The following is a 23,573-nucleotide window of genomic DNA, read 5'->3' as shown; positions in this document are numbered from 1 at the left end:
GGAGAAACAAGCTCATTTAATAAATGAAATTCTTTCATCTCACTTGAGAAATCAATAGAGAAAAATTTTCACTCTCTAAAACTGTCAAGTATATAATAAAATATTAAAACTAAGATATAAAAATGGAATGAACAGTTTTTATTATTCTATAATATCTGTTTATGTTTTATCTAACAATCACATTCAATGCTTTCATAAAATTATTATAAAATATATTAATATTTCATAATTTTTGTAAAAACTGAACAGACCAATTGCCCAGTTTCTGCAATTAATTGTTCAACACGAAGCAAATCAGGTTCCCCAACACTATTTAGCAAAAGGTCACTTAATCCAGGAGGCATATCATTGGGATCAAGGAGATCATTTAAACAAAGCCGTATAATTTGACTCAAATTTGTATAGAGACCATAGGCACAATGTAAATCAGCAATACATGACTGATTAAGAAAACTGTTCGGTAAGTGGTCTAAAATATCCGCGGTCGTCGCTCCAATTTGAAACTCAATGACATGCGTAATAAGAGCAAATTGAGCGATAAACTCCAAATCCATAATGCCACCAGACATCGTTTTCAAATCCCATTGATTTTTTGGCGGCTTTTCTTTTGCAATCAAAGAGCGCATTTCACATACTTCTTTTGCAACTTCGTTCTTATTACGAGAAATAGCAATAATTGCACACACTTCATTTTCTAGCTTTTGTAAAAAATCTGGATCTCCTGTAATGCCTCGAGCCCTTGTTAAAGCAAGATATTCCCATATCCATGCTTCTTGACGATAATATTTTTTAAAAAATGGAAAAGAAACAGCAACAGGTCCTTTATTGCCTAAAGGCCGTAACCTTAAATCAACGGCATAAAGAACACCTTGGCTTGTAAGTGTGGATAAAGCAGAAACGAGGCGCTGTGCTAAACGCGTATAATATTGAGAGATGTAAAGAGGCTTTTCTCCATCAGATATTTCTGCATCATCATCGTGTTCATAAAGTAAAATGATATCAACATCCGAACCCGCTGTTAATTCACGACTTCCAAGCTTTCCCATTCCCAATATGCCAACGCGTCCCCCTTTAATACGGCCATGAAGACGAGAAAATTCCTCTTGAACGGCAGAAAATGTTTTTGTAATCATCAGATCAGCAAGCGCAGTAAAAGCAAAACCTGCTCTTTCCCCTGTAATTGTACCATTCAAAATTCGAATACCAATCAAAAAACGTTGTTCATCTGCAAAAATCCTTAAATGGTCGAGAATTTCCTCATAAGAAAGAACATCTTCAAGAAAATATTCAAGCTGTTTTTCTAAATAGGTTCTTGTCGGTAATTCTGAAAGAATATTTGGGTCTAACATTCCATCAAAAATATGAGATCTGCGTGTAATAATTTCCGCAAGACGTGGCGCAGCCCCCATAATAAGGACAAGCATATCTAAAAGAGAGGGATTAGACTGCAAAAGACTAAAAAGCTGAATTCCTGAGGGCAAGCCCTGTAAAAAACTATCAAAACGCAACATCGCCTCATCAGCTCGTTTTGTTGCGCCAAAAGCTTTCAAAAGAGCTGGTGTTAATTCTGTTAATCTCTCTCGCGCTTCAGCGGATTGCGTTGCTTTATAACGACCAAAATGGAGGGTGCGCATAATCCGACAAATATCACTCGCTCTTTCAAAACCTAAACGGCTTAATGTTATTAATGTCTCCGGATCATCTTCTTCTCCTGTAAAAACTAAATTACCAATTTCTAAACCAAGTTCTTGTTCATTCTCAAACAGTGCTGCATAGTGTTTTTCAACAACCTGAAGTGTTTTTAATAAATCGCGGATAAAACTGCTCCTGTCGTGATAGCCCATTAAATAAGCAACGCTCGTGAATTGAGAAATATCATTGGGAAGAAGATGCGTTTGTTCATCTGCAAGCATCTGAATACGATGTTCCACATTTCTTAGAAAAGCATAACTTTTTATAAGACTATCTCTCGTTTTCTCACTGATCCAACCAAGCGTGTGAAGTTCTGCTAACATTGCAACTGTCTGACGTCCACGTAATTGAGGAAAACGTCCACCAGCAATAAGCTGTTGTGTCTGAACAAAAAACTCAATTTCACGAATACCACCACGACCTAACTTTATATTATGTCCATAAGCTGCAATTTGACCGTAACTTTTATGCGCATGAATTTGACGTTTGATCGAATGAATATCAGCAATCGCAGCATAATCTAAATATTTTCGCCACACATAGGGAAAAAGTTCTTTCAGAAAGTTAAAACCTGCTCTCTTATCGCCAGCAACTGGACGTGCTTTAATCATAGCGGCTCGTTCCCAATTTTGTCCACGCCCTTCGTAATAACGCAAGGCAGTCCTGACCGGTAAGGCCAGAGGCGTTGATCCTGGATCTGGACGAAGACGAAAATCAAGACGAAAAACATATCCTTCCGCAGTGCGCTCTTGAATGATACGGATTAATCGACGTACCATTTTAGAAAATACGTCGACACTTTCAGAAAGATTACCAATATGAGGGGACGTTTCATCAATGAAAACAATAAGATCAATATCAGAAGAATAATTAAGTTCTCCTGCTCCTAATTTTCCCATCCCTAAAATGATTAAACCACAGTCTTTTTCTGGATTCTCGCGGCTCAGCAAATTGATCTTACCATGATCATGTGCTTCTCTTAATAGAAAACGCAATGCTACACCTAGTGCAGCTTCACCCAAACGTGTCAACCAAGCACATGAAACTTCGTAAGTAAAAACACCACTCAAATCAGCTAAAGCAATGAGGACATGCACTTCTCGTTTTTTGCGCCTTAAAGCAGCCATCAATGAAGTTTCATTTATAGATTTATCCTTATCAATAACCGTAATATCATCGATAATTTCGCTCAGCCTTGTTTCTATATCAACATGCAATAAAGGACTAAGATATGATGGGTTGGAAATTAAAACCTCACGCAAAAAAGGAGATAAAGTCATAACCGCACGGATAAAATCAATTTGCGTTCCATTTTCTGAAATGATGGAAACAAGCGGTTCTAAACCTTCTTTCCTTGCTTGTTCTTCCATGTCTTTTAACCATTGGGAACCACTTTCATTAAGAGGGCATAAAGAGAGAAGCTGTGTTTTTAAAAAAGCTTGTTTCATCTCATCTCCCTTGAAAAGCATTTTGCCTTCCTTATCCATTGCATTATACTTGTAAAATAATCGTTCCGTATGAAAAGAAAAAACTGAAGAAAATATCTTTAAGGAAATAACAAAACAACCCTAAGCCCTGGATTTGCATTTTCAAGTAACAATTCACCCCCGTGCAGCTTCATAACTGCTTTTGCTATACTTAAACCAATCCCAAAACCAGGTTGTGTACGGCTTTCTTCAAGACGAACAAATCGTTCTGTTACTTTTTCACGTTTATCCTCTGCTATTCCTGGACCATTATCGCTTACAACAACTAATAAATGTTCATCACGATATTCCATTGATAAGCAAACCTTCGCTTTTTTCCCATCTTTAGATGCATATTTAATCGCATTATCGATAAGATTAAAAATTGTTTGCGCAACAAGCTCACGATTCAATTTAAGCTCTTTATCAAATATATCTCCTAACTGAAGTAAAACACCTGACTCTTCAGCAAAAGGCTCGTAAAGCTCAACAGCATCTTCAAGGATCAGTTTCATATTCATCATCTCAAGATGCTCAATTGCACTGCTCGCTTCGATGCGTGAAATCATTAAAATCGCATTAAACGTACGAATAAGTTGATCTGATTCAGTAATAACACTCTCAAGGACCTGACGATATTCAAGCTTTGTCTTGTTTGCCGAAAGCGCCTCTTCAGCACGATTTCTAAGACGCGTTAACGGTGTTTTCAGATCATGAGCAATATTATCTGATACTTGACGTAAACCAATATTTAACTCTTCAATGCGGTCTAACATAACATTAAGATTCGTTGACAATCGATCAAACTCATCCCCTACCCCTGAAACAGGTAAACGCCCACTGAAATCACCTTCCATCAAGCGCCGTGATGCTGCCGTGACCTGATCAATCCTTTGTAAAGCTCTCCTGCCAACAAAAAACCATATGAGTAAAGCGCCTCCCACCATTGCAGCAAGTGCAATGATCACAGCTTTACGAATAACCGCCGCAAAACGTTCGGGCTCATCCAAATCGCGTCCTATAAGAATCTTCATAGCATTAGGCAAATCAAAAACGACCGCCAAAGCGCGATGTTCACTTGTTCTGCCATGTTCTCCAAAACGTGAATACAAAAAGGAGGTAGAAATAAAACCACTCTGTTTCAAAAGACCTAATTCAATACGTGCTACATTGCCTGCTAAAATACGCCCCATAGGATCTGTGACAAGATAAAGAAATGCCCCTGGTTGTCTTGAACGATAATCTATCGTGCGTATTAATAAAGGGAGCCCTCCATAATTATAAGCATTTTCAATATACTTTAATTCTTCATGTAAAGCCTGTTCAGTTTGCTCTGTTAACAACGAAGCAGAAAATGCCGTCATATAAATAGAAAGACCTGTTGCCACCAATCCAAACAATAAAATGTAAAGCGCTGAAAGCCTTAGCGCTGTCGTGCGCATTATATTAATCAAACGATTCATGCTTTGTTATCTGGTGCTTTCAGCATATATCCAGCGCCTCGCACAGTATGAAGAAGCGGAACATCAAAATCTTTTTCAATTTTGGCTCTCAAACGAGAAATATGGACATCAATGACATTTGTTTGTGGATCAAAATGATAATCCCAAACATTTTCCAAAAGCATAGTGCGTGTAACCACCTGCCCCGCATAGCGCATTAAATATTCAAGTAAACGAAACTCTCGTGGTTGCAATAGAATGTTTCTATCCCCCCGTTTTACCGTATGTGCTAACCGATCAAGCTCAAGATTGCTTACGCAATAAACAGTTTCTGCTTCTTTAGGATTCTTCCGCCGTTGTAATACTTCAACACGCGCAAGAAGTTCAGAAAAAGCATAAGGCTTTGTCAAATAATCATCCGCCCCTGCACGCAAACCCGTCACTCGATCATTGACTTGCCCTAAAGCTGAAAGGATGAGAACGGGTGTTTCATTGCCTTTAGCACGCAATTGTGAAATAATGGAAAGCCCATCACGATGCAAAAGCATCCGATCAACAACCATAACATCATAATTTTCTGTTTCAGCTAAAGCGTATCCAGTATCACCATCATAGGCAACATCAACGGAATGTCCTACTTCCAAAAAAGCTTTTTCGAGATAACGTCCTGTTTCACGATCATCTTCGATAACGAGTATTTTCATAAAACGCATCTCCGTTATTGTTATAAAATCGCATTGTAGGACAGAAATCTACAAAATCTCTGTCCCACTCATGAATAAAGTGCTATTTTTTGAAAATTGGAAGAGCGACAAAACGATTTTGATCATTTGTTCGCACTTGTAGGAGAATAGCTTTTCGCCCTAGCTTTTGGGCATTCTTGATTGCATTGGTAATATCAGAGGTCTTTTTAACAGATTTATTATTCACTGTCACAATAACATCACCTGGGCGGATTCCCTTATCTGCAGCATCTGAATCCGAATCCACATCCGTTACAACCAATCCTAAATCATCCTCAGAAGCAGCAACAATTAACCCATAATCTTCCAATGTTTCATCTGAGTTACCCGGTTCATTTAAATATTTTGAATTTTCTTTCTTACCTTCATCTTCAGGCATTGCAGCAAGTTTAACTTTGATCTTTTCCTCCTTACCGGATCTAAAAATCCCTAAAGTCACGGTTTCTTCCGGACTCATATTTGCAATACGCTTTGCCAAGTCACGAGAATCATTAACTTTTTCATCATTCACTGAAATAATAACATCACCTGCCTTGATACCAGCCTTTGCTGCTGGTCCTTTTAATGGATCAGTAACCAAAGCACCTTTCGCTTCTTGCAAACCTATCGAATCAGAAATTTCCTTCGTTACTGGCTGAATCATAACCCCAAGCCAACCACGTTGAACTGAACCTTTTTCGATAAGTTGTTGCACAACCTGTTTCACTGTCCCTGCCGGAATAGCAAAAGCAATCCCAACATTGCCTCCTGAAGGAGAAAAAATCGCCGTATTAACGCCAACAACCTTACCATTCAAATCAAAAGTTGGACCTCCAGAATTTCCTCTATTAACAGCAGCATCAATCTGAATAAAATCATCATAAACACCCGTGCCAATATCACGTCCACGTGCCGAAACAATACCTGCTGTCACAGTTCCACCAAGACCGAATGGATTACCAATAGCAACAACCCAATCTCCAACGCGAAGCTTTGAATCATCACCAAAATCAACATAGGAAAATTTTCTTTTATCATTTACTTTTAGGACAGCAAGGTCAGTTTTGGGATCTTTCCCAATAAGCTTTGCGTTCAATTCTGTACCATCATCAAGAACAACTGTATAACTTGTCCCATCAGAAATTACATGATCATTGGTCACAATGTAACCATCAGACGAAATAAAAAAACCCGATCCAAAAGCTATAGGACGGAGTCTCTGTGAATGATTGGGAAATTTATTTTTAGGCTTATCAAAATCATAAAACTCTTTAAAAAGCCTTTTCAAAGGATGTTGATCTGGTAATTGATCAATCCCTGGACCACTAAAAAAGTTACTAAAGAACCAATCTTCTTTCTTTTTATTGCTCTTTACTTGTACTGCAACAACCGCTGGTTTTACTTGAGCAACGATATCTGCAAATCCTTGTTGTTGCATTAACGAAGTAAATACAGAACTTGCATGAGCCTTTGTCGTCCATAAGCTTGATGTACATCCACTAAAAAACAGTGCACTCTCCAATACTGCGGAAAAACTTACTGCGACAAATGTTTTAAAGAAAGTTTTTTTTAACATTTACTCTATGCTCCTATTCAATCATACTTTCTATCCCAATCTGATCACCTATAAAATACCAGACCTTACCGTTTTCTGTCTAAATTGTTAAAGTTTTGTAAGATTTTAGTATCCACCAATATCATTTATAATTAAGGTTGATTATTCATTGCAGATGCGTTAAATTTTCCCCTTTATGTAATATCTTTTTGACTGTTTTTCTCCGTTGCATTTACAATCATTATCTTCTCGCGGTTATACCGTTTTAACTGGAAAAATATGACACTTGCACCAATGATGATAATCATCAAAGGCGAAAACCATAAAAACCAAGTTGTTTTATTCAATGGTGGTTTTAAGAGAATGAATTCACCATATCGCTCAACAAGAAAGTCAATCACTTGCTGATTGCTATAGCCCATTTTTAATTTCTCCCGAATTAAAAGCCTTAAATCACGTGCTAGAGAAGTATCTGAATCATCAATCGATTGATTTTGACAAACAGGACAACGTAAATGCGATGAAATATCGCGCGCTCGCCTTTCAAGAACTGTATCTTTTAAAATCTCATCCGGCTCTACTGCTATCGCTAATCGAAAAGGAAACATTGCAATTAAAAAACATAAAATCCAAAGATTTTTTTTCATCTCAATGTTCTCTCCTAAAATTTAAAGTAAGCAACACCCTCTTGTAGTCTCCAGTGCGAAACCAATACCCCAGAAGAGAAAGACATCCGCCCATAGCCATCATGAATGCCCCTAACCAAATACATATTATATAAGGCTTCCACCATATGTGCACAACAAGACCCCGATTATCGAGATGTCCTGGCACAATATAGAGCTGCGATAAGCCATAATTTTGAAGGCCAACTTCCGTTGTTGATGTATTTTGGCTAGAATAAAATCGCTTTGAAGCTGTGATATGACCCACGATTTTTTTATTTTCATATATTTTAAAATAAAACTCCATTGCCGAATAATTCGAACCAAAACGATTATCCACGGCATCAAAATGAAGCGTTTTACCTGCTATTGTCACCCACTCTCCTATCTTCATGGTTAAAATACGTTCTTGACTAAAACTTGCCACACAGACAATACCAAATAATGTAACGCCTAGTCCCATATGTGCCATTGCTGCACCAAAAACAGACCACGGCAATCCAAAAAATCTCTTAACGCGTACTGAAAAAGCTCTCTTGCCATATCCACTTTTTCCCCACAGGTCCGCTAAACTGCCTAAAAAAACAAACGCTGAAAGCCCAATGCCTAAAACTGCAAGAATATCACGCACAGATGTCGCATAAAATAGTATAAAACAGATGGTAGCAACCAAGACAAAAACAAACCACAACCGTTCAAAAACTGCGAGAAAATCACCGCGTTTCCACGCCATCATTGATCCAAACGGAACAAACAACAACAGCAAAAGCATGAGTGGTCCGCAGGTAAGGTTAAAAAAAGCAGCCCCTACAGAAATTTTTTGCCCTGTTAACATCTCAATAAAATAAGGATAGAGTGTACCAATCAATACTGTGGCTGTTATTGTTGTCAGTAACAAATTATTTAAAACAATAAACCCTTCGCGCGAAATTGGTTGAAAAAATCTTTCTGTTTTTACAAGAGGGATGCGCAAAGCAAAAAGAAGAAAAGCCGCTCCCGTAAAGAAAAATAAAAGTGCAAGAATTGCTTGTCCCCGTGCTGGATCAACAGCAAAACTATGAACAGAAACTAAAAGTCCCGAACGAACAAGAAACGTTCCCATAAGAGAAAGGGAAAAAGTAAGCAATGCTAAAAACAAAGTCCAACTTTTCAATATTCCTCGTTTTTCGAGAACAAGAGCAGAATGTAAAAGAGCCGTTCCTGAAAGCCAAGGCATAAACGAAACATTTTCAACAGGATCCCAAAACCAATACCCTCCCCACCCTAGCTCATAATAAGCCCAATAGGAGCCAACCATAATCCCCAATGTCAAAAAACACCAAGAAAGTAGAAGCCAAGGACGGACCCAATGCGCCCAAATCTTATCAATATGCCCCATAATCAATGCTGCAACAGCAAAAGAAAAGCAAAGTGAAAAACCAACATAACCTAAATAAAGAAGGGGGGGATGAATCGCTAATGCGATATCTTGTAAAAGAGGATTGAGATCATTTCCCTGTAATGCTGGTGGATTCACACGTAAAAATGGGTTGGATACAAAAAGAATAAATAAAAGAAAAGCGTTTGTAATCCAACTTTGGCAAATTAAAACAAGTGTCTTGAAATCTTCCGGCACATATTGGCTAAAGAAAGCCATCAATGCACTAAAAAAAGTGAGACTTAAAACCCATAACAACATAGAGCCTTCGTGGTTGCCCCAAACACCGGTGATTTTATAAAGCATCGGTTTTTCTGAATGAGAATTCTCAACAACATTTAAAACAGAAAAATCAGATACAACATGAGTGTAAATCATCACTAAAAAAGATAAGAGCAATAATGTGAAAGTGATATATGTTAGGGGAATAGCTGTTTGCATTAACAAACGCTCTTGCCTCCAAAAACCTAAAGCAGGCAAAAAAGCTTCTAATAAGCTTACGGCAAATGCTGCGGCTAAAAAAATATGACCCAGTTCAACAAGCACAATCGAATTATTTCTCCATACTGTAATGTTTTTTCAAGCGATCAGCGGTTTCTTTAGGCATATAAGTTTCATCATGTTTTGCTAAAACACGCGTCCCTATAAAAAAACCCTGTTTGTCGAAATGCCCTTCTACAATCACCCCCTGACCTTCACGAAAAAGATCCGGTAAGGCACCATTGAAAACCACTTTTTCATGTTTTGTGTTATCCGTTACAAAAAAAATAACGCCTCTCTCTCCCGTATATTGAACGGTCCCCTTTTCAACAAAGCCGCCCAAACGCAAAGAGCGTCCAGTTAAAATATCTTCTCTTGTAATATCAGAGGGCATTCTAAAAAAACTGACCGCATGACGCATTGCATACACAATGAGACTTGCTGCAATTGCCATAACCAAACAACACAATAAGATGATCAGTAAGCGCTTTTTTTTTCGCTGCTTTAAAATAAGCTTCAACGAAGCAGAATTCTTTAAAGATTGATTGTTCATAGACACTCTACGAAAAAATTTTCAACACGTTCTATAAGTATCCATATTTTATTTTTTTAAGAGCTTTGCACATCTTCTATAGAGGTGCAACTTTTTATCAAATACCTCACCTTTGCAAACAAGCTTATCAATACTTTTCTTCCTTTTTTGATTTTTACACCAATTTTTATTTAATCTATAACGGCTTGTGCCGTGTTCTTGACATTTTTCATTTCTGTTATTTACCCCCTCCACATGTACCTTCCACTTCTAGATGTTTACTGCTCTTGTCGTTCTAAATAGCTTTTCTCTTTTTATTTCTCTATCTCAATTGGCGACGATCACTTTTCTTTGTCTGTTCACTTGCTGTGCCAAGTAACTGAAACATCATTTTTTCAACCCGTGAGCGTCCTACAAAACTTTCAGGCATTGTATCAAGAAAGCTTTGTAAAAACTGCACTGCCTGCGCCGTTTTTCCGGCTTGATAAAATGCATCGGCCAACAATAGACGCGGATAAAAATCTGTTGGCGCTAAATCTGCTGCTTTTTGAAAAGCATTTTGTGCCTCTTGCGTTATCACTCCCCCTTCAGAACCAACCAATGCTAAACCATATCCTACAAGCCTTGGAGCTGTTTCTCCATTCAAACGAAGTGCATCTAAATAAGTATTCACAGCTTCTTGAAAATGGCTTTCTTCGAGATACCCTACCGCTAACGCATCTGCTAACTTGCCATCATGAGGGGAGCGGAAAAAAAGCACTTGTAGACGAACAAGCTTTTCTTGCTGACTTAGAATTTTAGGATTCTTATCCATTAATTCGCTAAAAAAATAACTTTTCACTTCTGGATTGCCTGTCAGCCCATAGATACTCCAAGTCATAAGCAGAACAAACAAAACACTTAAAGCTTTAAGAATATTTCTTTTTTTATAATGCCTATAAAACTTATGAGAATCAACCGTATGCATATGACTTCTATAACCATTCATGGTTTGAACTTGCCAATTTTTCTTGACCCCATCATCAAAACGTAGTGAAAAAAAAAGAATACTTGCCAGAACAGTGAGAAAAAATGCTGCAAAAATATGTAAGAGCATATCATTTTTTTCCAATACAAACCAAAGACAAAGCACTTATCTTTTACCCTCTTCATGAGAAGAGTGATGTGAAATGATAAAAATTTATCTTTTTATGATGAACATCATAAAATCTATTGTTCATTTCTCTCAATAGATCACTTATATCAAGAAAATAAAAACAAGGCTTTATTTTCATATTTTGATTATAAATACGGATCTTCTGAAATGCCTCCTTCCTTTTTTGTGTTGTCTCAATATTTCTTTACAAACTTTATAGACATTTCCTAGCTAAGAAGAAAATATGTTATTCTCCCATTTTAGGTAATAAAACTTTTGCATATAACCCACCCAAGACAGAACGCGATAAAAAGAGAGTACCACCATATTCATTGACCATATCTGCAACAATAGATAACCCTAAACCTGTCCCCGGTTTACTTTCATCAAACCGCCACCCTCTTTTTAACGCTTCATCAATTTTATCTTCTGTTAAACCAGGACCATCATCTTCAACAAAGATACTAAAATATTTTTCTTCTTCAAGGTTTTCTTCTAAACAACAAGAGATCAACACCTTTGCGCGAGACCACTGAGTAGCATTTTCAATCAAATTCCCTATAATTTCTTCTAAATCTTCCTTTTCTCCAGAAAAAACAATATCATCAACATCCATAATAAATTCAATTTGTTTGTCAGGATTAAGCTTTTTCATAACCCGCACTAAACGATCAACCACACTGCGAACAGATGTATGATAGACAATACTATCGCATTGCGCGGCAATCCGCGCCCGCTGAAGATAACGATTGATTTGAGCTTGCATGATTTGCGTTTGCTCTCTTAACAAACAAGCCTTTTCTCCACGCATCTTATCTGTCTCATTCATAATCACGGACAGAGGTGTCTTCAATGAATGTGCGAGATTACCAACCTGTGTGCGAAATTGCTCAATAATACGCTGATTATTCTTAATGAGAGCATTCATCTCTTGGGCAAGCGGCATCACTTCGCTAACTAAATCGGTATTCACATAGTGAACTCTTCCTTCTCGTATATCATTCAATGTGCGTCGAATAAGCTTCAACGGCTGAAAACTAAAGAAAATAATAGCCATATTAATAAGAACACTCCCGATACCAAAACTCCAAAGAAAAACTTGTAAAGTTCGCTTAAATTCCTTTACTTGAGCATGCGCGTCATCAATATTTCCAACAAGCCGAAAACGTGCAATATGATTTTTATTATCAAGAACAACATCACTCTCAATCACTTGGAGCTTTTGACCATTCTTTCCCTTTATCCGATAAGAGCGAAAGAATTTATTGTCAAAAGGTATATCGACATCGCTGGGTGTAAAGATCTCTCCTGTTCCCAATGAGGGAGAGGTCAATCTTCCTTTCAAATTATGGGATATCGCAATAACTTCCCAATACCATCCCGTCGTTGGATCAGCATAACGAATGTCATCGATTCCAGCTCCTCCTTTCAAAGTGTTTTCCGGTGACACCGTTACTGTTGCAATCAAACTGTAAAGTTGAGCAGAAAGAATACGCTCTAGACTCTCTTCAGTTGAACGCTTATAAAATAAAATACTCACTGCAGAAATCGATAAAAGAGAAATAACAACCCATAGAGTTGATAGGATCATAACACGTAAACTGAGCGATCGCGTAATGACAAAAAAGAATTTCTGAAACCAATTACCCTCTCTTAAAACATTCATTCATCACCTAGCGTTCTCACGCGGTATCCCATACCTCGAATAGTCTCAATCAAATCTACGCCAAGCTTTTTGCGTAACCGCCCTACAAAAACTTCCACTGTATTTGAATCCTTATCAAAATCCTGATCATAAAGATGTTCGGTCAACTCTGTTCTTGAAATGACTCTATCACAATGATGCATCAGATACGAAAGAAGTCTAAATTCATAAGATGTTAGTTTAATCAATTGACCATCCACAAAAACACGAGATGTCTTTGTATCCAACAAAACATTCCCGCAACATAAGGTACTTGTGGCATGGCCTGTCGCACGACGAATGAGTGCCCGCAAGCGCGCCATCACTTCCTCCAAATGAAATGGCTTCACAACATAATCGTCAGCCCCTGCATCAATACCGCGCACCTTATCAGACCAACGATCTCGTGCCGTTAACATTAAAACAGGCATGGTACACCCTTCTTGACGCCACTTTTCAACAACACGAATACCATCAATCTGTGGTAAACCTATATCAAGTATCACCGCATCATAAGACTCTGTGCTGCCTAAAAAATAAGCCTCTTCACCATCGAAAGCACTATCGGAAACATATCCTGCACGTTTTACAGCTTCTGCCAATTGATGATTGAGATTTCGATCATCTTCGGCAATTAAAATACGCATGACAACATCTACCAAAAGCTAATCCGCGGGAACCACAACCTCAACGCGTCGCAACTTTTCACCATTATGGGCTGGGATAACAACCACAATTGCACACATATCCCTTCCATCCTCAACAACCAGTTTTGAACGAACGAGAACCCCCTTCTCCTGAGTTGCAATCTTCTTACCCACATCAGCACACCCAGCAGCCATAACAGAATCGGCTCCTAAAAAAGATGCTATTATCACGAACGAGAAAATTTTTTTCATCATAGATATTTCAATAACCTATCTTCTTAATCTTCTGATAAGATAAAAGAAATAATGTTTTTTTTCGGGTCAATTAAAAAACCAAAAATGAAAAATAATTTATCCTCTGTCTTACAGAATAACGTATTAATATTACTCCAAATTTTTAAAAATTCAAAATAAAATATTTTTAATAATGACAATAGATTTTATTGGATAAAACAATAAAATCTTAATACACAGTCTTACAAGAAATAAATAATTCTCCAATAAACTCTTTCTCTGTATCACTATAGAAAAAAAATACTTCTACTCCATATAAATTTTATAGATTTGTTTGGTTTTATTGCTTTGCCACAGGCTCTTTTTAAATGTTTAAATTTTTAAAAAAAAAGAAAGGACAACAGTATAAACCATTTCACAGTCCTACTCTTATCGAATTAGATGCACGATTAGATACAGCGCTTTATCGTGTTCGCCTCGCTAACAGTTTTTTCTGGAAAAAGGCAAAAATCATCTCACAAAATTTTCATCTTCAAGGATGGAAACGCCTTATTGTTGAGGTTTTTGATGAAATACTCACATTAGGGTTGATAGGCTTTACTCTTTTTACCATTTTGGGAATTTCTGTTTTTGAACTAACCAAAATAGATTGGTCTTCTCCACAAAATTTTTCCATTCTTTTTCTCGATCGCTATGGAAATTCCATTGGTCATCGTGGTGCACTGCCGGCGATCTCTGTTCCCGTTGAAGAAATGCCTGACACTGTTATTAAAGCTGTTCTCGCTACAGAAGACCGTCGTTTTTTCGATCATTGGGGCATTGATTTTCAGGGACTTACACGAGCGATTTCACAAAACATGCAAGCGAAAGGTGTGGTACAAGGTGGTTCAACTCTTACACAACAATTGGCGAAAAATTTATTCTTAACAAACGAGAGAACCATAACACGTAAAATCAAAGAAGCTTATCTTGCTCTTTGGCTCGAAGCTAACTTTAGCAAAAAACAGATTTTGCAACTTTATCTTGACCGTGCTTATATGGGAGGAAATAATTTTGGTATTGCAGCAGCAGCAAAATTTTATTTTGGAAAAAACATACGTCATATTTCTTTAAGTGAATCGGCGATGTTAGCAGGACTCTTTAAAGCCCCAACAAAATATGCTCCTCATAGTCATCTCTTTGCGGCTCAAACACGTGCCAATGTTGTCCTTTCTAATCTTGTTAACAGTGGCTTCATGACGGAGAGCCAGATTATCAATGCACATCGCCACCCTGCTAGGGCACTTCCCCAAATAGACAATAATCAACCGGATTATTTTCTTGATTGGGCATTCGAAGAAGTCAAAAAAATGCGTGATCAACTTCCAAGCCATAGTTTAGTCATTCAAACAACCCTTGATCCAGCACTTCAAAAAGTAGTAGAAGAATCAATCGCCTATCATTTACATCAATATGGTCAACAATATCGCGTAACACAAGCCGCCACTGTTATACTTGATAATAACGGTGCTGTATGTGCAATTGTTGGAGGACTAGACTATAAAAAGAGTCAATTTAATAGAGCAACACAAGGTGGACGGCAAACTGGTTCTTCATTCAAACCTTATGTTTACGCAACCGCACTGGAACACGGTCTTTCACCTTCAACAATTGTTTTAGATGCCCCTATCAATTGGGGCGGTTGGACACCCAAAAATAATTCTGGCCGTTATATGGGAAAAATCGACTTAGCAACGGCTTTAGCCTTTTCCATTAACACAGTTCCTGTTTACCTCACCTATCAATATCTTCACCGCGATACAAAACCCATCATAGATCTCATCAAGAATATGGGGATCAACGCACATATTTTATCACACAAAACGATGGTTCTTGGTACTTCCAACATGACCCCCATGGATCAAGCAACTGGCTTTAATGTCTTTGCGAATGGTGGGATAGCTGGTAATCGTCATGGATTCACGCAAATCAGAACACTCGATGGTCATTTAGTGTGGGATTTCGAACATAACGGAAAAAAACTACACCGAGTTCTCAGCAGTCAATCAGCGGCTTATATGAACCAAATGATGGTGGGTGTCACAACACGAGGATCCGGTAAGCGTGCTGCTCTACCCATGACTCTTGTTGCTGGAAAAACTGGAACATCACAATCCTATCGTGATGCTTGGTTTGTTGGCTTTACGGGCAATTATACTGGAGCGGTATGGATAGGAAACGATAACTTTTCACCAATGAATCGTGCTTTTGGGGGGGGCGTTCCTGCCATGATATGGCATCGCATCATGCTCGCAGCACACCAAAATATCATGCTCAAGCAGCTCTACGGTGTTAAAGATTCCCTCCTTCCTTATCAGCCCCCAGCACTTCCCTCCCATGCTAATTCTGAATTTTCCCCCCCAATACCCTCTACGCTTTCTCCTGAAACATTGCATATCGTGCGATTGATTAACAAAGATCTGAAAAAACAATCTGCAATTTTTTTTAAAATGAAAACAACGGGAGATTCAACATTTTGAATTCAAGATATTCACGGTTGCTTTTTAATATTACCATTTTCTTTTTTATCTTCGCGTTTTCGGTTTTATGGGGAATACTGAGCGTCGATTATGTGCTCAATTCCTTTCCTCATTTTGGACGCTTTACAATTGGAAAATGGAGTGCTTACCCACAAGTAGGAACCGCCAATATGGATCCTTACACCCGTGCCCGCACCGCCAAACAAGGCATTGTATCACTCGGACGCACTGAAGGTATTAGGTTCCAGATTTGGCAAGATAACCAAGGGCGCCCACTCCACCCTCGCTGTCATTATTTGCTCCAAGGCACCATCCCTGAAACCCGTCTTTTTACCCTTTATACCGCAGATAAATCCCTTAAACCCTATACTTCATCGGAAGATATACCTTTTGAACTCCACACGAACGCTATTACTTATGAACATGATGGCTCCTTGCGCATCAATATTTCATCCACACCGCAAGCGGGAAATTGGCTTGCAGCAGTGAGCCAAAAAGAATTCGGGCTTATTCTCACCTTATACGATACCTCAATCATCTCAGCAACGGCATTACAAAAGCTTACAATGCCATCAATAGAACAAATTCCATCAGGACAAATAAATTGTGACTAGATTCATTTATATCGCACTTCTTGCAATCATTGGCGCTATTATCGTTCATATTTGTGTTCTCTTTATGATCCCCACTTGGGCACAAAATAATATATGGACAAGCCTTAAAAAATCTGGAGCCCCTTATCAATTTGTTGATTTACCTCCCGATAATCCTATTCAACAATCTGCTGATCCACTCTTTCTTCTTAAAGTCTGCAGATTTAATCTTGAAAATGGACCTGTTCATTTAAAAGCTTTAAAAACACGACAATTTTGGTCACTGGCAGCCTATACACACAACGGAATTATTTTCTATAGCCTTAATGACCGAACAGCCCCTGATGCTACACTCGATCTTATCATTGGAAAACCAATACAAATCATAGAACTCAAAAAGTCAAAGCCTCAAAAAAATGCCAATTCAGTTTTGGTTGCTAAAAATTTGAATGAAGGTTTTGTCATTTTACGCATTTTTTTCCCTTCTTCCCTTGCAAAAAAAGAAAGTGAAGCTTTTCTTTCATCTGCTACCTGCCGCATATTTTATGAATAAAAATATTCTCACTTCTCATTTGTACAACGACCTATTTCTTAATAAAAACGAAACAAAATCTATCAAAACGGTTATCTTTTTCCTCTATTCAGCGAATACTCGAATTCCGGTTTGTCTGATTTTAGATGCTTAAATTTTTTATTGAGATAGAAAAATATTTTTAATCCTCTCACATAATCCTCTATTAAAATACAAACCACATGTATAAAGAAAAAAGTAGCCTATTAATTAGTAATATAAGATAAAATCTCTGTTTTACATATTCATATTATACTTGCAAAATACTTTTATTTATAATGATAATTTATTTCTTTAACTGTTGAATGAGTGCTCCGAATATCGCAGAATCCTCTCATTCCAAACTTATTCCATATTGAATCAATCAAAACCATGTCTTTTGCACGTCAAAAGCGAGATTGGCGTGTAAATAAAAACTGTACGAGAAAGAACTAAAGATGTCTCTTATGAACCGTCTGCTCAAAAGCTATCGCAACATTGGAGCGAACAAATAGAATGATAATGCTGGTTTTCTTCTTCATAAACGTAAAAGTGGGGATGTTGAATCGCTTTATCGTTATTACCCTTCATAGACACTGTCGCGCAATGAGTGTGACAAGCGTTAAGAGATATATCTTAAAAACAAGTGCGTAAATTGGCAACCTAATGGTGTTGCGTTATTCGATAGGCTTATCTGACAGAAAAAATTTTCCGCAATGAGAGGAAAAAGAGGAAAGTTCTATATGCTGATAACAACTGGAAAACTTGTTCGTTGATCTTATTTTTACGTATTTACGAACATTCTTATAAAGTTCGATCAATGACATAATAAAGTGCTGAAGAAATACTTATTACCTTCAATGAAGCGCTAAAATAATCGCTAGAAATTGATGAGACATCTCGCATCCTTGACCTCAAAAATAAGTGCTTTACTTTTGTCTTATAAGCAAAAGCTTTTTGTAAGATAGGTAATCTGAAAAAACTTTGCTTATAATTTACAATTGAGGGGAAAAACTTCATGAAGAAGAAATATGTTCGATTAATTTCAAGAGCAGCGGTATGGTCCCCTCGCTTTGGTGGATTAGCGTTTTTTATTTTATTATTTTCGATCATCTTACAACGTTTTTCCGTGCTTAACGTAAGCGACTTTATAATTTTGATAGGAATCTCTACTTGTTGTGTGATTATTTCTCTTTTTCTCGCGATTAAAGCACTTCATAGTTTATGGGTCTATGGAGCCCTAGGAGGAATGAAAGCTTTAAAGGGGATCGTTTATTCATTAATAACTGCGACACCATTGATGCTCTTTTTTGGACTTTGGTTTACCTTACCTGCTCTTTATGATGTTTCTACCGATACACAAAGGCCACCGGCTTTTTTTCGCACAATACGCCCCAATGATGCTTTGCCAGTTAAAAGTACCTTAACTGAACAAGCAACATTACAGAGCTCACAATGGCCAGAAATGTCGGGGCGCCGTTATGATGGCTCACCTAACCGTATTCGCGAATCCGTTCTCAATGTTTTAGAAGCCTATGATTGGCCTATTGTCGCACAACGAGAATTCAAAGGCGAAGACAATGAGATTTATATTGAAACAAGAGCTAAAACTTTTTACCTTGGTTTTATTTCAGACATTATCATTCGTTTAACTGATGAAGGGGATACTACTTTTGTTGATATGCGCTCTGCTTCTCGCTATTTACCAAGAGATTTGGGAATGAATGCTGCTTTTATTATCAATTTTATGGATGCACTTGATACAGAAATCGCTTCTCTCCCTCTTTCTCAAGATGATGGATAAAAATCAAGAGAGATAAGACACTTTATTTCATAAAAATTGCTTATTTTTCAATAAATCATGATACATAAGCAAACAATCACTTTTCAAAAACTATAAACTGACAATGCTTATACAAAAGACAATAATCTCAAAATAACCCATGCTTGAAATAATTAAAAAGATTCAAAAATAGGAAATAAAAAACAGAACTCTTGATGATAATGCTTGATATTTATTAAAGACACTGTCTCACTGTAATCAGCAAACATTTTTTTAAGATTATATGCTATTAAATAAATTAAATTTATAGTATATATTCATAAAAATTATTATAAAAACAATTACAAAAATTAAACCTATCACTAACAATAATATATTTTTTTTGTATTCTTTTTTATTATAATTTTTATATTTATTTAGTAATAATAAATAATATATAATTGTAACTACACTTATTATTGAAAATAACATATTTACAACAAAATTACTAAAATCTGTCCACATTAACCATACCAACTACAATAATCGACAATAAAAATATAAAATACATAGATATTTTATATGATATTAGTTTATAAAATAATAAAGTCCAAAATATATTGTAAAGTATATGATAATTATAATAAATCCTAATTTAATAGACTTTTTCCAAGTAGGGAATTTTAATTTAGAGGAAAATATGCTTAAAAATAGAAATATATTTGTTGCAAGTAATGCATTTTTAATATTAAATAAAATATCACCCATAATAAATTCCACTTAAAATTATATAAAATAAATATATATATTTAATTAAATTGTATTAATATAAAACTTGAACTAGGGAAAATAGTATAAAGAATAATATAAAAAATGAAATTATTCTTATTAATGATTTTATTTTAATGTTTTTTTCATTACATCCCTTAGATTTATAATACAATTCAAATAAATATATAAATATAATTAAAAAGCAAACTAATAAAAATAATTCATTAATAATATTTAAAATATACATAATGTACAAATTTCCAACTTAATATAATTATAATTTAAATTATTACTAATAATATATTTTAGTTACAAATGTTTGTAGATATATTCACTAAAATATATCTACAACATCATTAACAATTTAAAAACTTATTAAAATATTATAATTAATAATAGCACGCGTTATACTGAGCATTTAAACCTATACCTGCTCCTACCCCATAGCCAAGACCTGCACCGATTCCTGCACCTAAAACGATACCCGATCCGCCTGATGCAATACCTCCGGCTATACCGCCTACAAATACTCCACCAGTTCTTCCTATATCTCTCCCCACCCCTCCGTATGAATTTGCTGTAGTGAGGTAATCCCCAACAGTACACCCAGGTCGTGATCCACTGCTTGAAAAATTCATTGATGAAATATTTGACCACGTATTAGAAACATAAGACCAACCATTAGAAAAACTAGAACCAAATGAACGAAACATATAAAACCTCCTTGTTTATTAAAAAAACGTATCAGAGCGATACAATTAAAATGGCTAGCATGCGGTTTAAACAACTGTCAAACATAATTTTTAAAAATAACAATAAAAATACTTTATAAATAATAAATACATTATGTTTATATTATATTCATATAAAATGTATATTTAAATTAAGCAATAATACTATTTACAATACTGTTTAAGTATGCGACATCAATCGCTCTTTCTCTTAAACAAAATCATAAATTCAAATGAGTCATTCACAAGAAAAACCAGTATCCTTCTCTTGGTTTACAAGAACAACAAAGAAATATATCTATTATGTCATCGAACTCAGTTGCGTTGCTGTTGTTTTGCGTTTGCTGGGCTTGGTGAATCCTTTTATTTTTCAAGCGATTATCGACCGTATTCTCCCTTTTCAGCGTATTGAAAGTCTCTATGCTATCGTTGTCTTGATGGTTGCTATCATGCTGTTTAGCACAGCTCTTAGCACTCTTTCAGGCTACTTAGGAGCTTATTTAGCCAATCGGCTTACGCTAGAATTTGGACGGCGCATTTACACCCATCTTTTAAGTCTCTCCTTGCCCACTTTACGCCATTGGCAAGTGGGGAAACTGTTGTCACGTATTGGAGAAGTTGATACAATTTGTGTTTTTTAAGAAAAAACTCTGTAAAAAATAAATTTAGCAAATTTCATTATAAACTTATAGCTACATAAATTTATAGATACGCAAATAATCTATAACAAAAAATAGAATTCTCGTATAAAATGTTGTTTTTTCTATCTCTTTTTAACTAAGGCAACTCATTTTTTGAAATGTAAAATTCTACATAGATATAGATATAAAAAAATTACTAAAAATAAATCTTATTTAACCTGATAAAAAACATATCATATATCATAATATTTTAATTTAAAATAATTTATCTACTTTACGAATGATTTTATATATATAGAAATATAGACAGAAATTGAGAATGCTATAAATAATAAACTTAACTCAATTAAATCTGATTTTATATATTTTTTCCAACTTCTGAATCTAAGTATATAAGAAAAAATTTTAAAAAAACCAATAATACTTATTAAAACTAACACAGTTTTAATAATTTCTAAATTATCCATAATAAGAAAGCACCAAAATATAATATATTTATCTATAATATAGATATATTATAATAATAATTAATGTAATAAAAGAAGTTATGGACATAAATATTAAAAATAACTTAACTAATGATAATAGTTTTTTCTTAGTTTCTTTTTTACTGTATCCTTTAGATTCAAAATACAAAATAATTGAGAATATAACAGTAAAAACGATAAGAATTGAACGCAATATTTCTAAAATAAAGTTAATAAAATCTATCCACATCAATAATATCCACCATAACAATTAGAAACTAAAATATACAAATATTTCAATAAAATCTATTGAAAACACCGTATTGACTCTTATAAAGCTTTCATTATACGATTTTTACAGTTGAAAAAGTAGGAATACTGTTAATAATTATGAAATAATTGATACTAATTAAACAAATAATAAAGTCCAAAATATATTATACAGTATGTAATAATGATAACTGATCCTAATTTTATAGACTGCCACCAAGTAGGAAAATTTAATTTATAAAAATATATACTTAAAAGTACAAAAATATTTGTTGCAAACAATGCGTTTTTAACAATAAAAGTAATATAAGTTATAATATTTCCACTAAAATATATTTTAAAAAATAATATATATATAAAAAATATTTTATAATCTTTATTAAGTAACCCCATTAAATAAAAATTAACTAAATAAAACAACATAAAGAATAATATAAAAAATGAAATTACTCTTATTAATGATTTTTGTATAATGTTATTTTTAATATACGAATTAGATCCATAATATAATTTAAATAAAGATATAAATATAACTATAGAGCTTAATGATAAAAATAAATTATTAATTATATTTAACTTATCCATAACACATAAAATTTCTTAATTAAAATATATATTATTTTATCAGTGAATGTAGACATGTTTACTGATAACATGCCTACAATATTACCATAAATTTAGATATATAGTGCTAAATATTTCATAATTTACCGGAAACAAAGATAAGTATGATGTATAGCTCCCACGCTTGCTCCTAATAAAGAGCCACTGAGAGCACCACCTGCTGCACCTATTACAGAACCTGCTGCAGACGACGAAAGGAGCGTCACTGCACCTATACCGCCTGTTGCAGCTGTCGCAGCTACTCCTGCGACTGCTCCAAGCACACCTCCTCCAGCTGCCCCAACAACTGTGCCTACCTCTCTTCCTACTGTTCCTGTTGTTTTCATTTCGTCCCAATAACCCGAAGGGCTACATGAAAGATTCGAGCCATGTGACGAGCTTGAACTACCCATTTTTAGTCTCCTTATATTATTAAAAAACTGCATCACAACGATACAGTGGTAACTCTGTTATTATTCATTTTAGCAAATGTCAAATATAATTTGTAAAAATAACAATAAAAATACTTTATAAATAATAAATACATTATGTTTATATTATATTCATATAAAATGTATATTTAAATTAAGCAATAATACTATTTACAATACTGTTTAAGTATGCGACATCAATCGCTCTTTCTCTTAAACAAAATCATAAATTCAAATGAGTCATTCACAAGAAAAACCAGTATCCTTCTCTTGGTTTACAAGAACAACAAAGAAATATATCTATTATGTCATCGAACTCAGTTGCGTTGCTGTTGTTTTGCGTTTGCTGGGCTTGGTGAATCCTTTTATTTTTCAAGCGATTATCGACCGTATTCTCCCTTTTCAGCGTATTGAAAGTCTCTATGCTATCGTTGTCTTGATGGTTGCTATCATGCTGTTTAGCACAGCTCTTAGCACTCTTTCAGGCTACTTAGGAGCTTATTTAGCCAATCGGCTTACGCTAGAATTTGGACGGCGCATTTACACCCATCTTTTAAGTCTCTC

Annotated in this window: 19 protein-coding genes; 6 read left to right on the top strand and 13 right to left on the bottom strand. The window is 35.4% G+C overall.

The features are described 5' to 3' along the window. Positions 1–215: 215 nt before the first annotated feature. The 11 genes from PVV70_RS03610 to PVV70_RS03560 form a co-directional block, all read right to left on the bottom strand. Positions 216–3,140, bottom strand: coding sequence for a bifunctional [glutamine synthetase] adenylyltransferase/[glutamine synthetase]-adenylyl-L-tyrosine phosphorylase (locus PVV70_RS03610; RefSeq protein ID WP_273757929.1), 2,925 nt, complete (start codon positions 3,138–3,140; stop codon positions 216–218). 98 nt (positions 3,141–3,238) lie between these two features. Then, entirely contained in the window at positions 3,239–4,621 is a 1,383-nt protein-coding gene (locus PVV70_RS03605) for a HAMP domain-containing sensor histidine kinase (RefSeq protein ID WP_273757928.1), read from the bottom strand. Further along, positions 4,618–5,304, bottom strand: a complete 687-nt coding sequence (locus tag PVV70_RS03600; RefSeq protein ID WP_254472850.1) for a response regulator transcription factor — start codon at positions 5,302–5,304, stop codon at positions 4,618–4,620. Before PVV70_RS03600 ends, PVV70_RS03605 begins: the two co-directional genes overlap by 4 nt. Before the next feature lie 82 nt (positions 5,305–5,386). After that, complete coding sequence (locus PVV70_RS03595; protein WP_273757927.1) at positions 5,387–6,898, bottom strand: Do family serine endopeptidase; 1,512 nt, start codon at positions 6,896–6,898, stop codon at positions 5,387–5,389. A gap of 173 nt (positions 6,899–7,071) precedes the next feature. After that, positions 7,072–7,524, bottom strand: a complete 453-nt coding sequence (locus PVV70_RS03590) for a cytochrome c-type biogenesis protein (protein WP_273757926.1) — start codon at positions 7,522–7,524, stop codon at positions 7,072–7,074. Position 7,525: 1 nt separating this feature from the next. Next, positions 7,526–9,505, bottom strand: coding sequence for a heme lyase CcmF/NrfE family subunit (locus PVV70_RS03585; RefSeq protein ID WP_273757925.1), 1,980 nt, complete (start codon positions 9,503–9,505; stop codon positions 7,526–7,528). A 7-nt stretch (positions 9,506–9,512) separates the two neighbouring features. After that, a complete protein-coding gene (gene ccmE, locus PVV70_RS03580) occupies positions 9,513–9,992 on the bottom strand; it encodes a cytochrome c maturation protein CcmE (RefSeq protein ID WP_273717646.1) in 480 nt (159 codons plus the stop codon). 301 nt (positions 9,993–10,293) lie between these two features. Beyond that, positions 10,294–11,067, bottom strand: a complete 774-nt coding sequence (locus tag PVV70_RS03575; protein WP_273757924.1) for a tetratricopeptide repeat protein — start codon at positions 11,065–11,067, stop codon at positions 10,294–10,296. A 286-nt stretch (positions 11,068–11,353) separates the two neighbouring features. Further along, positions 11,354–12,772: an ATP-binding protein gene (locus tag PVV70_RS03570; RefSeq protein WP_273757923.1), complete on the bottom strand. Its 1,419-nt coding sequence runs from the start codon at positions 12,770–12,772 to the stop codon at positions 11,354–11,356. After that, positions 12,769–13,437, bottom strand: a complete 669-nt coding sequence (locus PVV70_RS03565; protein WP_273758029.1) for a response regulator transcription factor — start codon at positions 13,435–13,437, stop codon at positions 12,769–12,771. Before PVV70_RS03565 ends, PVV70_RS03570 begins: the two co-directional genes overlap by 4 nt. 18 nt (positions 13,438–13,455) lie before the next feature. Then, positions 13,456–13,692, bottom strand: coding sequence for a hypothetical protein (locus PVV70_RS03560; protein WP_273757922.1), 237 nt, complete (start codon positions 13,690–13,692; stop codon positions 13,456–13,458). A gap of 347 nt (positions 13,693–14,039) precedes the next feature. Between PVV70_RS03560 and PVV70_RS03555 the strand changes: the two genes are divergently transcribed. From PVV70_RS03555 to PVV70_RS03540, 4 genes are all read left to right on the top strand, one after another. Continuing rightward, on the top strand, positions 14,040–16,190 hold the full coding sequence (locus PVV70_RS03555) for a transglycosylase domain-containing protein (RefSeq protein WP_273757921.1): 2,151 nt from the start codon (positions 14,040–14,042) through the stop codon (positions 16,188–16,190). Between the two features lie 17 nt (positions 16,191–16,207). After that, positions 16,208–16,804: a DUF1214 domain-containing protein gene (locus PVV70_RS03550; protein ID WP_273758028.1), complete on the top strand. Its 597-nt coding sequence runs from the start codon at positions 16,208–16,210 to the stop codon at positions 16,802–16,804. Next, positions 16,797–17,336: a hypothetical protein gene (locus PVV70_RS03545; protein ID WP_273757920.1), complete on the top strand. Its 540-nt coding sequence runs from the start codon at positions 16,797–16,799 to the stop codon at positions 17,334–17,336. The genes PVV70_RS03550 and PVV70_RS03545 overlap by 8 nt, the downstream gene beginning before the upstream one ends. A 1,015-nt stretch (positions 17,337–18,351) precedes the next feature. After that, positions 18,352–19,137, top strand: coding sequence for a DUF1499 domain-containing protein (locus PVV70_RS03540; RefSeq protein WP_273757919.1), 786 nt, complete (start codon positions 18,352–18,354; stop codon positions 19,135–19,137). A 1,118-nt stretch (positions 19,138–20,255) separates the two neighbouring features. Here the strand turns inward: PVV70_RS03540 and PVV70_RS03535 are convergent. Continuing rightward, complete coding sequence (locus tag PVV70_RS03535; RefSeq protein WP_273757918.1) at positions 20,256–20,579, bottom strand: hypothetical protein; 324 nt, start codon at positions 20,577–20,579, stop codon at positions 20,256–20,258. 251 nt (positions 20,580–20,830) lie between these two features. Between PVV70_RS03535 and PVV70_RS03530 the strand changes: the two genes are divergently transcribed. Further along, a complete protein-coding gene (locus tag PVV70_RS03530; RefSeq protein WP_273757917.1) occupies positions 20,831–21,238 on the top strand; it encodes an ABC transporter transmembrane domain-containing protein in 408 nt (135 codons plus the stop codon). Between the two features lie 1,444 nt (positions 21,239–22,682). On the opposite strand, the gene PVV70_RS03525 is transcribed toward PVV70_RS03530, so the two are convergent. Continuing rightward, on the bottom strand, positions 22,683–22,991 hold the full coding sequence (locus PVV70_RS03525) for a hypothetical protein (RefSeq protein WP_273757916.1): 309 nt from the start codon (positions 22,989–22,991) through the stop codon (positions 22,683–22,685). 253 nt (positions 22,992–23,244) lie between these two features. On the opposite strand from PVV70_RS03525, the gene PVV70_RS03520 reads away from it, so the two are divergent. Continuing rightward, the coding region (locus PVV70_RS03520; RefSeq protein WP_273757915.1) for an ABC transporter transmembrane domain-containing protein at positions 23,245–23,573 on the top strand (329 nt) is incomplete at its 3' end.

Source organism: Bartonella sp. AU55XJBT (genome assembly GCF_028618525.1).
Note: the sequence above shows the minus strand (reverse complement) of the source record. Positions and strands in the feature narration are given on the sequence as shown.